The 11517-nt window shown below is 37.9% G+C and carries 11 protein-coding genes and 1 pseudogene; 7 read left to right on the forward strand and 5 right to left on the reverse strand.

Features of this window, described 5'->3' with window-relative positions:
• Positions 1–295 precede the first annotated feature (295 nt).
• The 5 genes from PVV66_RS04650 to rpsF all read right to left on the reverse strand — a co-directional run bounded on the left by PVV66_RS04650 (position 296) and on the right by rpsF (position 4794).
• Positions 296–1786 carry a replicative DNA helicase gene (locus PVV66_RS04650; protein ID WP_273717566.1) on the reverse strand — a complete coding sequence of 497 codons (1491 nt, stop codon included), beginning with the start codon at positions 1784–1786 and terminating at the stop codon, positions 296–298.
• A gap of 596 nt (positions 1787–2382) precedes the next feature.
• The gene (gene rplI, locus PVV66_RS04655) at positions 2383–2979 is read right to left on the reverse strand and encodes a 50S ribosomal protein L9 (protein WP_273717565.1); all 597 of its coding nucleotides are present in this window, start codon (positions 2977–2979) and stop codon (positions 2383–2385) included.
• Positions 2980–3005: 26 nt separating this feature from the next.
• The gene (locus PVV66_RS04660; protein WP_273717564.1) at positions 3006–3986 is read right to left on the reverse strand and encodes a hypothetical protein; all 981 of its coding nucleotides are present in this window, start codon (positions 3984–3986) and stop codon (positions 3006–3008) included.
• 152 nt (positions 3987–4138) lie between these two features.
• Positions 4139–4387 (reverse strand): 30S ribosomal protein S18, encoded by a 249-nt coding sequence (gene rpsR / locus PVV66_RS04665; RefSeq protein ID WP_005773744.1) that lies wholly within the window; start codon positions 4385–4387, stop codon positions 4139–4141.
• Positions 4387–4794: a 30S ribosomal protein S6 gene (gene rpsF / locus PVV66_RS04670; protein WP_273717563.1), complete on the reverse strand. Its 408-nt coding sequence runs from the start codon at positions 4792–4794 to the stop codon at positions 4387–4389. Before rpsF ends, rpsR begins: the two co-directional genes overlap by 1 nt.
• A 346-nt stretch (positions 4795–5140) precedes the next feature.
• Between rpsF and PVV66_RS04675 the strand changes: the two genes are divergently transcribed.
• From PVV66_RS04675 to gmk, 7 genes and pseudogenes are all read left to right on the forward strand, one after another.
• A complete protein-coding gene (locus PVV66_RS04675) occupies positions 5141–5728 on the forward strand; it encodes an undecaprenyl-diphosphatase (RefSeq protein ID WP_273717562.1) in 588 nt (195 codons plus the stop codon).
• Between the two features lie 77 nt (positions 5729–5805).
• Entirely contained in the window at positions 5806–6750 is a 945-nt protein-coding gene (gene fabD / locus PVV66_RS04680) for an ACP S-malonyltransferase (protein ID WP_273717561.1), read from the forward strand.
• Positions 6751–6769: 19 nt separating this feature from the next.
• Positions 6770–7507: a 3-oxoacyl-[acyl-carrier-protein] reductase gene (gene fabG, locus PVV66_RS04685; protein ID WP_273717560.1), complete on the forward strand. Its 738-nt coding sequence runs from the start codon at positions 6770–6772 to the stop codon at positions 7505–7507.
• 261 nt (positions 7508–7768) lie between these two features.
• Positions 7769–8005 carry an acyl carrier protein gene (locus tag PVV66_RS04690; protein ID WP_004860281.1) on the forward strand — a complete coding sequence of 79 codons (237 nt, stop codon included), beginning with the start codon at positions 7769–7771 and terminating at the stop codon, positions 8003–8005.
• A gap of 101 nt (positions 8006–8106) precedes the next feature.
• Positions 8107–9369 (forward strand): beta-ketoacyl-ACP synthase II, encoded by a 1263-nt coding sequence (fabF, locus tag PVV66_RS04695; protein ID WP_273717559.1) that lies wholly within the window; start codon positions 8107–8109, stop codon positions 9367–9369.
• Between the two features lie 66 nt (positions 9370–9435).
• Positions 9436–10544, forward strand: a pseudogene (mltG, locus tag PVV66_RS04700) (endolytic transglycosylase MltG).
• 293 nt (positions 10545–10837) lie between these two features.
• On the forward strand, positions 10838–11503 hold the full coding sequence (gene gmk, locus PVV66_RS04705) for a guanylate kinase (protein WP_273717557.1): 666 nt from the start codon (positions 10838–10840) through the stop codon (positions 11501–11503).
• Positions 11504–11517 lie beyond the last annotated feature (14 nt).

The raw sequence follows: 11517 nt of genomic DNA on the forward strand, positions 1-11517 counted from the left end.
AAATGAGTGTCTTATGAGAAGGATTTTTTTAAAAGAAGGAACAATATAGCAACATTTAAAGTAGCTATGAATTTTAGATATATGTATCCTACTTGCAATACTAAAAGATATATTATTAAGATTAATCTTATTCAAGAGCTTTTTAGATGTCAAATAATGACAGCCGAAATCATCGAAAAATAACTCTTTAATAAGAAATATCATTCTCCACAGGCGCTACATTTTCTGCCCAGCGGGAATGGACCGTTCCGCAATTTTGACAGATAAATTTAAGTCGGTTCCGTACCATGGTGATTTAACCAATTTGTTCTGGAAGATAATTGCTATCTGCCAAATCACTAAAGCGTGTGAAATCAGATTGAAAGGCAAGGGATACGATTCCTGTTGGTCCGTGACGTTGTTTTGCAACAATAACATCAGCTTTTCCCATAATTTTATCCATTTCATCTTGCCATTTTTGATGTTCCAAAGTGCCTAATTTTGGTTCTTCATTTTTGAAATAATATTCTTCACGATAGACAAATAGAACGATGTCGGCATCTTGCTCAATAGAACCAGATTCACGTAAGTCAGAGAGTTGTGGACGTTTATCTGTTCTATTTTCGACTTGACGTGAAAGTTGAGAGAGAGCGATAATAGGAACATTCAATTCTTTCGCTAATGCTTTTAACCCTGTAGTAATTTCTGTAATTTCTTGAACACGATTTTCAGATGAACGCTTTGAGCTACTTGTCATGAGTTGGATATAATCAATAAACAAGACATCCAAGCCATGTTGTCGCTTGAGACGCCGGGCACGGGCAGCCAGTTGCGTAATTGATATTCCTCCAGTTTGATCAATATAAAGGGGGGCTTTTTGGAGCTGGTTCACCGCACGGATGATTTTTGAAAATTGTTCATCTGAAATATTACCACGTCGAATATCAGAAGAAGAGACTTCTGTTTGTTCAGAAATAATACGTGTTGCAAGCTGCTCTGAGGACATTTCAAGTGAGAAGAACCCTACAACGCCGCCTTCATTGTCTTGGATATTACCATTATGATTATAAGCATTGGCAATATTAAAGGCAATGTTGGTTGCTAGTGAAGTTTTACCCATACCAGGGCGTCCCGCAAGGATAATTAAGTCAGATGCTTGTAATCCCCCCATTTTTTCATCAAGTGTTTTAATATGGGTGGCTATCCCTGATAATTGTGAAGAACGCTGTTTCGCAGCACTTGCCATATCGAGTGCTTTTTTGACAGCCTCATTAAAATTTTCAAATCCGCCTCCATATTTCCCTTTTTCTGCGAGCTCAAATAACTGATTTTCAACAGTTTCAATTTGTTGGGTAGGCGTAAGCTCTACAGGAGCATCAAAGGCCGTATTGACAACTTGAGTTCCAAGGTTAATCAAAGAACGACGGATAAAAAGGTCGTAAATAACGCGTCCATAATCTTCAGCGTTAATAATGGTGACCGCTTCTTTGGCTAAGCGAACAACATACTGGTATACAGTAATATCTCCAATTTTCTCTTCCATTTGGATATAAGGCTTGATCGTAACCGGATCTACAAGTTTTCCTGTTTTAATAAGGTGAGATAAAACAGCATAAATCTTTTGATGCAACGGTTCAAAAAAATGTTCTGGTTTTAGAAAATCCGAAACGCGGTCGAGAGAATCATTGTTGATAAAGATAGCACCAAGTAATGCCTGTTCAGCTTCAATATTATGTGGAAGTTGCCGAAAAGAAGGGGAATCTTCTTTTTTCGAAGAGCTGATATTAACAATACTAGTTTCTTCCATAATATTTTCCCACTAAAATTCCAAGTCTAGCTACTTTAGGCGATAAATTTAAAATCGTACATTAAAAGAATAGAGCTACAAAGCTTCATTTTAAGTTAAAATCATATAATTTTTAAAAACTCTCTTCTAATTGCTCATTTATCATTCGTGTATTATTAATATAACATCTATTTCGTATGTTCTATTTTTATAATATATGATTTTTAAAGTGGAGCTTTAGGCACTCTAAATTTAAGTATTTTGAAATTATGTGATTTTAAAATTCTAATACCAGTGTCAGTGGAATGACTTCTTTGTCATTGAAATCATTGTAGATCACATGAGGATATAATTAACTTACCGCTCGTACAAAACTTACCCTTAAGGAGAGAGCTTTAAATTATTTTTTCTTTTATACTGGAAAACAAAAACATTGCCTCTTAAGTGATATTATCATTTTAGGCATGCAATAGCTTTAGATAATATATTTCTAATTCTTCACAAAATTAGATTCTTTACGTATGATAGCCATAAAATACTCAGTTTTAAAGCGTGAGTATTTTATGACCAATATTTAAATGGAATAAAAGATATAAAACAGAAAGCAAAAGAAGCAATTAAACTTCTTGATGAGAATTGTTTATATCGTTGTCATTAATTTCTTCTCCCAATAATTCTTCCTGATTTTCTTCTAATATTTCTTCTTGAATATTATATATTTCTTCAGAAGAAGTAAGAGTTTCACCTTCTGCTTGGCGTTGCGCTTCACTGGTGGAACGTGCAACGTTAATAACCACAGAAATTTGAACTTCAGGATGGAGGCTAAGAGTAATCGTATGAAGACCGATCATTTTTATTGGATGATTAAGTTCAATTTGATTTCGCCCAATAGAGAATCCTTCATCTGTTATGATTTCAGCAATATCACGCGTTGACACAGATCCATAAAGTTGTCCTGTTTCACCAGCAGAACGAACAGCAATAAATGATTGACCATCAAGTTTTTCAGCAATTTTTTGTGCTTCGCTTTTGCGTTCAAGATTACGTGCTTCAAGTTGTGCACGTTGAATCTCAAAATGTTTTTTATTAGCTTCATTTGCGCGTAAAGCTTTACCTTGAGGCAAGAGAAAATTACGTGCATAACCATCTTTCACTGAGACAATATCACCCATCTGACCAAGACGAGGAATGCGCTCAAGTAGAATAATATCCATAGTTTTTTCCTTTCGAACAAATAAATTTAGGGAAGTCTTTTGCGTGATTGAAAGTTGTATTGAATAGCAGCCCAAATACCCATCAAAATCATCAAGACAGAAATAGGCGGGAAAAAAACGACAGTTAAAATAGCAATATAAACAAGAGAAAGTATAATAATCCGACCGTTGACGCCTTTTGTGATATTGTGAAGATAGGCTAGACCGCTAATTAATATGATGACAGTATAGGCAGAACTAAAGACACATGTCCCCAAATTAAGAGAACCACTCAATTCAGTCATTGATGCGATGGAAACAACAATGAAAATAACAATTCCAGAAATTGGCAGGCGAAAAGTTGTACTCCAATCATCTCGAGGTCTTTTCAGCCACTTCATGTACTGGGCTGTTATCATTGAAAAATAAAGATTACCAATGAGAAAAATCAAACTATAAACTATCAGAGCGATAGCTGCTAAAGTTGCAGCATGCGCCATTAAAAACTCACGAACATTAAGTATATTATCTTCTTTTAATAACTGCAATTGTTGTAGAGCTTGTATTATGTTTTCAATGATCCCTTGTGCAATGAGGGAGGTGTCTGTCGCAGCTTTCACATAGAGTCCAATGAAGGTGACAATAAGAGCAATAAAGTTGGTTAAATGAAAAATAACGGATGATAATGGGTACCATATCAGTGTGTTTTCCTTTTGCGCTGGTCGCGCAAGTCCAAGGAGCCAAGAGGCATAAACAGCGGGAAGAAAAGATAACAGCATAAGCCCAAGAGCAATATAGATATCCGTGGCTATGACAAGAATAACAGTCGCACTTATTAAGGCAACAAAGCTGGCAAATGTTCCTTGACCAAATGCAACAATAAAAATTGGCAATGAAAGAAAGCAGCCAAGAAGAAGAGAAAAAGCGGGAGCTATATTGGCAACACTGAAGATTGCCATGCCTATCACAACAGCAAACAATCCAGCTAAAACACCGGTTAATATCTCATAAGTACGATTTTCTTTCATTTATTGCTGTCCTGCTTTCTGCAGTTAGAGGCATATCACTACCTCAACTTTTATATTTAAGAGCTTAACATAGGATACAATAAGCTATTTTTCTAAACCATAAAAGAAAAGCAACTGGAGAATTTCTCCAATTGCTAGAATGTCTTGATTGTTTACTTTATAACGTATGGAAGTAAGCCTAAAAAGCGAGCGCGTTTGATAGCGTTAGCTAATTCACGCTGTTTTTTCTGACTAACAGCCGTAATTCGTGAAGGAACAATTTTCCCACGTTCAGAAATATAACGTTGTAACAATTTGATATCTTTATAATCAATTTTGGGCGCATTAGCCCCCGAAAAAGGACATGTTTTACGACGACGATGAAAAGGGCGACGTGCAGAGTTTTGATTCGTATCAGTCATCATTCTACCCCTTCTATAGCATTTTCACGTTGACGACGTGGGGAACGGGAGCGCTCTTCATCTTGACCACTATGCGCATTGCGATCAAGATGTGAAAGCATTGCAGATTTTTCTTTTTCGTGTTTTTCTACACGAATGGTCATGTAGCGCAAAATATCTTCATTGATTCGCATTTGACGCTCCATTTCAGCAATTGCTGCAGCTGGTGCATCAATATTGACCAATACATAATAAGCTTTACGGTTTTTACGAATACGATAAGCAAGAGGACGAAGTCCCCAATTTTCTACGCGCCCAACTTTTCCACCGTGCGTTTCAATGACACCTTTGTAAAGACTTAAAAGTTCATCAACTTGCTGCGGTGCAATGTCTTGTCGGGCAAGGAACATATGTTCATAAAGAGCCATTGTTTTGCCTTTCTTCAATTAAATCTTACCGGTTTTAGCGCAAAGCCTCTGCGACTTGTCTTTTTGGGAGATCCAAAGAAGAAAGGACGCGTTTACGATTTGAGACATCTCAGAGCGGAGACACGGGAGGCCGGAAACATTGTATTTCCTACTGATATTTTACAGCCCTCCGTTCAACCTCCAGCTAAAGTGCCGGCAACGAACATTTCATATCTACAAGTTATCTTTTAAAATAGCAAGTTTATACACATAAAAAAATAGATTTATTAAATCTTGATATATTTTCAATATATTTCCCTCTTCTATAAAGAGATAGTGCTGTAACATACAGCTAAAGGAGAGAAAAATGGATTTTTTAAACCAGATTGATGTGACACTTTTTAAGATGTTTGTCGGTAATCATCAGTCTTGGTCAATTCTAGTTTTGTTTAGTATTTTTTGTGCAAAGTTTTTAATTTACATGATTCCTCTTCATCTTTGTGTGTTGTGGTTTTGTGGTGGAGAAAGGGAACGATGTGTCGTGCTAAGCATTTGCATGAGCATTTGTACTGCTCTTTTTATAGGTTATCTCATTTCTCTCATTTATTTTCATCCACGCCCATTCGTTGTAGGGCTGACAACACCACTGATTAAACACCGTGCAACGGCTTCTTTTCCTAGTAATCATGCCTTGACCATTGCATCTTATACAGCGAGCTTTTATTTTTACCGATACAAAGGTACTTTTAAATTTGCCGTTGTGTTTTTATGCTTGATCTCTTGGGCACGCATCTTTGTGGGTGTACATTATCCCTTTGATATTTTAGCAGGTACAATTTTAGGAAGTCTCGTAAGTTTGGGCGTTATTCAGTTTATAGCCCCCTATTTTCCTAAGTTTTTATATCAAATTCCACCCTTAAAATATAATTTGAAGAGAGATATTCGTTCTAAATAAAGCACTTTATCTTGACTTTTTGCGGAAGAATAAGGTCAAAAGAAAATCATTTAATGGCACAATTGAGGAGTCGATTAATGGGTGCAGCTTTTATTTTTCCAGGGCAAGGGAGTCAACTTGTTGGGATGGGGAAGGCGCTTACAGAGCAATTTTTGGTGGCGCGAATGGTTTTCGAGGAAGTTGATGATGCTTTGGGTGAGAAATTATCAGAGATCATTTTTGAAGGTCCAGCAGATGTTTTAATGTTAACAGCCAATGCACAACCAGCATTAATGGCTGTATCCATGGCTGTCATTCGTGTGATGGAACAATTAGGGCTTCGTATAGAAGAAAAGGTAAAGTTTGTTGCCGGTCATTCTTTAGGCGAATATTCGGCTCTTTGTGCTGCTGGTGCATTGAGTCTCACCGATACGGCAAAGCTTTTGCGCATTCGTGGCAATGCCATGCAGGCTGCTGTTGCGGTTGGTGAAGGCTCTATGGCAGCACTTATCGGTTTGGAAGAGCACGTTGTGGAAGAAATTTGCAAAATTGTTTCTGGAGAAGGACTATGCCAGATTGCTAATGATAATGGTGGTGGGCAAATTGTTATTTCAGGTGAAGCAAAAGCCGTTGAGGCAGCGGTAGAGCTTGCATCAACAAAAGGTGCAAAACGTGCACTTCTCCTTCCGGTGTCTGCTCCTTTTCATTCGTCTTTAATGCAGCCTGCTGCGGATGCCATGAAGAAAGCACTTTTGACTGTTAACAAAAACGCCCCTATTGTTCCTTTGATTGCCAATGTTTCTGTTGCACCAGAAAGCGATCCTGAGCGTATTGCTACTCTTCTTGTTCAACAAGTGACTGGGAGGGTGCGGTGGCGTGAAACAATAGAATGGATCGGTGCTAATGGGGTTGATGCGCTTTTTGAAGTTGGTTCTGGAAAAGTATTAACAGGTTTAACGCGCCGTATTAACAAGGATATAAAGGGGGTAACAATTGGAACAGTTGATGAAATAGAATCAGCGCTAGGGATGCTTGGCGTTTAATCTATAAGGAGTTAAAAAAATGTTTAGATTAACAGGACGTAAAGCTCTTGTAACGGGGGCATCAGGAGGAATTGGTGAGGCAATTGCACGTTGTTTCCATGCACAAGGCGCCATTGTTGGGCTTCATGGAACACGTGAAGACAAGCTTAAAGAAGTGGCAGCAGAATTAGGACAGAATGTTTTTGTGTTTCCCGCTAATCTTTCTGAACGTCAATCGATTAAACAATTGGCTGAAGTTGCAGAAAAAGAAATGGATGGTGTTGATATTTTGGTCAACAATGCGGGAATCACCAGGGATGGTCTTTTTGTGCGTATGCAAGATAAAGACTGGGATGAAGTTTTAGAAGTTAATCTAACAGCTGCTTCTCTTTTGACGCGTGAATTAACACATTTTATGATGCGTCGTCGTTATGGAAGGATTATTAATATCACATCAGTTGTTGGTGTTGTGGGAAATCCTGGACAAACGAATTATTGTGCTGCAAAAGCAGGCTTGATAGGCTTTTCTAAAGCATTGGCACAAGAAATTGCTTCGCGAAACATTACTGTCAATTGTATTGCTCCAGGATTTATTAAATCTGCAATGACAGATAAGCTTAATGAAAAGCAAAAAGAAGCTATTATGGCTGCGATTCCAATGAAGCGTATGGGGAGTGGGCAAGAAATAGCCACTGCTGCTGTTTATCTAGCGAGCGATGAAGCGGCCTATATGACAGGTCAAACACTCCATATTAATGGTGGAATGGCAATGATTTAAGTATTTTCTTGTATTCCACATTGATTTATAAGCTGTATTATTTTAGATAGTAACGATTAAAATGAAAAGATGCGCTATTTCTTTAACTTGATCGTTGATCAATTGATGTCAGAATGTCAGATTGGTTCATTTTGTAGGGGATATCCACAGGATGTTTTAAATCATTGCTAAAATCTTTTAAAGGAATGCATCTATTGCTTGATTAGATGAGCCGATATAGTTAACCAAATTATAGGAAAATATAAATTCGAGGATTTCAATATGAGTGATACAGTAGAGCGCGTTAAAAAAATTATTGTGGAACATCTTGGGGTTAATGCTGATAAAGTCGTGGAAAATGCGAGCTTTATCGACGATCTAGGGGCTGATAGCCTTGATACCGTTGAACTCGTTATGGCTTTTGAAGAAGAATTTGGTGTAGAAATTCCAGATGAAGCTGCTGAAACGATTTTCACAGTTGGTGATGCAGTAAAGTTCATTGATAAAGCTTCTGCATAATTACCAAAGGGCAAAGGCACTCATTGCTTTTGCCTGTATTCTTCGGAGTTCTTTTGAAAAGAGAGCTTTGAGAGCTGAAGTTTAGTTCAAGGTTAGAAGTTATGAGACGTGTTGTTGTTACTGGTTTAGGATTGGTATCTCCATTGGCTGGTAATATTGAATATAGTTGGAAACGACTTCTTGAAGGGAGAAGTGGTGTTCGGCGTATTACTGAATTTGATGTGTCCGATTTGCCATGCCAGATTGCAGCGCGTATCCCTGTAGGGGACGGAACAGAGGGCACTTATAATGCTGATTTGTATATGGAACCTAAAGAGCAACGGAAGGTTGATGCATTTATTGTTTATGCAATGGCTGCTGCTAACCAAGCACTTGCAGATGCTGAATGGTTTCCTAAGAATGATGAAGATCAGATTTGTACAGGGGTATTAATTGGTTCGGGGATTGGGGGGATTGAGGGCATTGTTGAAGCTGGTTATACGCTTCGTGATAAAGGTCCGCGTCGTGTTTCTCCTTTTTTTATTCCAGGTCGTTTGATTAATCTTGCTTCTGGTTATGTGTCCATTCAATATGGTTTACGGGGGCCTAATCATTCGGTTGTGACGGCTTGTTCGACAGGAGCCCATGCGATCGGTGATGCGACACGTTTGATTATGTTCGGTGATGCAGATGTTATGGTGGCAGGGGGGGCCGAATCTCCGATAAATCGGATATCTCTCGCGGGCTTTTCTGCTTGTAGAGCTCTTTCTACTTGTCGCAATGATGATCCTGAACGGGCCTCACGTCCTTATGATGCTGATCGTGATGGTTTTGTGATGGGGGAGGGAGCGGCGGTTGTTGTTTTAGAAGAACTGGAACATGCTAAAAAACGAGGAGCACGTATTTATGCTGAGGTTATCGGCTATGGTTTATCGGGTGATGCTTACCACATTACAGCGCCTTCAGAAAGTGGTGAAGGGGCTCAGCGTAGTATGATGGCCGCTCTTAAGCGCGCACAAGTGAATGTGAGTGAACTTGATTATATTAATGCTCATGGTACATCAACGATGGCTGATTCCATAGAGCTAGCAGCTGTTGAGCGTGTTTTAGGGAATTATGCACCACAAGTTTCTATGTCATCAACCAAATCCTCTATCGGGCATTTACTTGGTGCAGCCGGTGCTGCTGAGGCTATTTTTTGTATTTTAGCTATACGGGATAACATAGCGCCAGCGACACTTAATCTTGACAACCCATCGATTGAAACGAAAATTGATCTTGTCCCGCACAAACCACGTGAACGAAAGATTGATACGATTCTTTCCAATTCTTTTGGATTTGGTGGGACAAATGCATCGTTGGTGATGCAGCGTTTTAGGGGATAATAAGTATTTTTATTTAATTTCTGCTTAAGAAGTTATAATATTGTCCTTAATCGCTTTTGAGGGGTTATGTCTGATGTGAAAAATGGAAAATCATTAAAGGACATAAGTGATTCCTCTTTGAATCATTGAGCAGATAGTTAGGCATGTTAACACATAAAAAACAAAAGAAATCATCTATCGTCCGTAATCCATTGGTCATTCTTGGTCATTTTTTTCTCATGCTGATTGTGATTATTCTTTTCGGCATAAGTATTCCTCTTTATATTGGAAAAAGTATTTTTGAAGAAAAGGGAAAAATTGAGGAAGAACAAGTTATTCTTATCAGTCCTGGCACAGGAATTCGTGAAATTGCTTCATTACTAGAAAAACGTGGTTTCATTCGATCATCAGATATTTTTGTTTATGGGGTTGGCTATCACAAAAACACAAGTCACCTGAAGGCTGGTGAATATTTAATTCCAGCCCATGCTTCAATGCAGGATATTATGGATATTCTTGTGAAAGGAAAATCCATTGAGTATGCCTTTACAGTACCGGAAGGTTTAACGGTTCAGCAAGTTTTCGATCGTTTAGCGGCAAATGAAATTTTGATTGGGGACCTTCCAAAAGTTTTGCCTCCAGAGGGCTATTTGATGACGGATACTGTTCGCTTTATTCGGGGGACAACACGTAAAGAAATTATAAACAGATTGTATGAGGGACAGAAAAAATTAATTCATGCGATATGGGCTACGCGTTCACTTGATTTACCCATTAAATCAATTGATGAATTTGTCATATTGGCCTCAATTGTTGAAAAAGAAACAGGTGTTGCAGCAGAGAGGCCAATGGTTGCTGCGGTATTTTATAACCGCCTTGCAAAGCATATGCGTCTTCAATCGGATCCAACGGTAATTTATGGTCTCTTTGGAGGAAAAGGAAAGCCATCGGGACGTGCGATTTACCGTTCAGATCTTGAGAAGGAAACACCCTATAATACTTATAAAATTAATGGTTTGCCCCCAACAGCTATTGCAAATCCAGGTCGCGATTCTTTGAAAGCGGTGGCACATCCACCAAGCAGTGATGCGCTTTATTTTGTTGCAGATGGTTCAGGAGGACATGTTTTCTCTCGAACCTTAGAAGAACATAATATGAATGTTCACAAATGGCGAGAATTAAAGGCAAGACATTGATTTATAATGATACCGCATTTTTTGACATCGTAAATGAAAGCCCCCAATATAGTAAGATTTTTCTACTTAAACTTTTGATGAGAATGATAAAAAATGATTTTCTTGTATGTTACAAGTAGGATGAGCGTATAGATACAAAATATTTAAGAGATAAATTAATATATTTCTGATAAATTATCTCAATAAAAGTGTAGAATAATATTGAGAACGGCTAAAAAAATTGATTAGGGAAAAGTTTAGATAATGTATCGTCCAAATTTTGAAGAAAAATTTATACAAAGTAGAGTGGTGTAATGACAGTCATTGAAAGTGAATTGAATACTCTAAAAACAAAACAACGCCGCGGTTTTTTATTTATTCTCTCTTCACCTTCAGGTGCTGGTAAATCAACAATTTCGAGGTTGCTTTTAAAAGATGGACACTTAGAGCTTTCTGTCAGTGTGACCACAAGGAAAAAGCGTTCCAGTGAAGTAAATGGACTCCACTATCACTTTATTTCCAAGGAAGAGTTTGACCATAAACGTGATAGAGATGAATTTATTGAATGGGCAGAAGTCCATGGGAATTATTATGGTACGTTACGTGAAACTGTTGAAAATACATTGAGTGTTGGCCGTGATATGCTATTTGATATTGATTATCAAGGCACCAAGCAGATGCAAAAAAAGATGCCAGGAGACACCGTATCTGTTTTTATTCTTCCACCATCAATGAAAGAGCTTGTTTCGCGTTTACATCGTCGAGCAGAAGATAGTCAAGATATCATCAATTTACGATTGGAAAATGCACGAACGGAGCTAACGCATTGGCGTTCTTATGATTATATTGTAATTAATGAGGATTTAGATCAGTCTTTATCTTTTATTAGGTCAATTTATTTAGCTGAAACCGCAAAACGCGAGAGATGTGCTTTTCTTGAAACTTTTATTAATGAACTTATTTTTGAAAAGATTGATTAATATTTTTATTATTT

This window comes from Bartonella sp. AU16XJBT (assembly GCF_028618665.1).
Taxonomy (GTDB): Bacteria; Pseudomonadota; Alphaproteobacteria; order Rhizobiales; family Rhizobiaceae; genus Bartonella.

Excerpts from the sequence above, each read along its gene's own strand:
- fabG (WP_273717560.1), top strand. The coding sequence starts at position 6,770 with ATGTTTAGATTAACAGGACGTAAAGCTCTTGTAACGGGGGCATCAGGA.
- gmk (WP_273717557.1), top strand. The coding sequence starts at position 10,838 with ATGACAGTCATTGAAAGTGAATTGAATACTCTAAAAACAAAACAACGC.
- rpsR (WP_005773744.1), bottom strand. The coding sequence starts at position 4,387 with ATGACTGATACGAATCAAAACTCTGCACGTCGCCCTTTTCATCGTCGT.
- fabF (WP_273717559.1), top strand. The coding sequence starts at position 8,107 with ATGAGACGTGTTGTTGTTACTGGTTTAGGATTGGTATCTCCATTGGCT.
- rpsF (WP_273717563.1), bottom strand. The coding sequence starts at position 4,794 with ATGGCTCTTTATGAACATATGTTCCTTGCCCGACAAGACATTGCACCG.
- PVV66_RS04650 (WP_273717566.1), bottom strand. The coding sequence starts at position 1,786 with ATGGAAGAAACTAGTATTGTTAATATCAGCTCTTCGAAAAAAGAAGAT.
- fabD (WP_273717561.1), top strand. The coding sequence starts at position 5,806 with ATGGGTGCAGCTTTTATTTTTCCAGGGCAAGGGAGTCAACTTGTTGGG.
- PVV66_RS04660 (WP_273717564.1), bottom strand. The coding sequence starts at position 3,986 with ATGAAAGAAAATCGTACTTATGAGATATTAACCGGTGTTTTAGCTGGA.
- PVV66_RS04690 (WP_004860281.1), top strand. The coding sequence starts at position 7,769 with ATGAGTGATACAGTAGAGCGCGTTAAAAAAATTATTGTGGAACATCTT.
- PVV66_RS04675 (WP_273717562.1), top strand. The coding sequence starts at position 5,141 with ATGGATTTTTTAAACCAGATTGATGTGACACTTTTTAAGATGTTTGTC.
- rplI (WP_273717565.1), bottom strand. The coding sequence starts at position 2,979 with ATGGATATTATTCTACTTGAGCGCATTCCTCGTCTTGGTCAGATGGGT.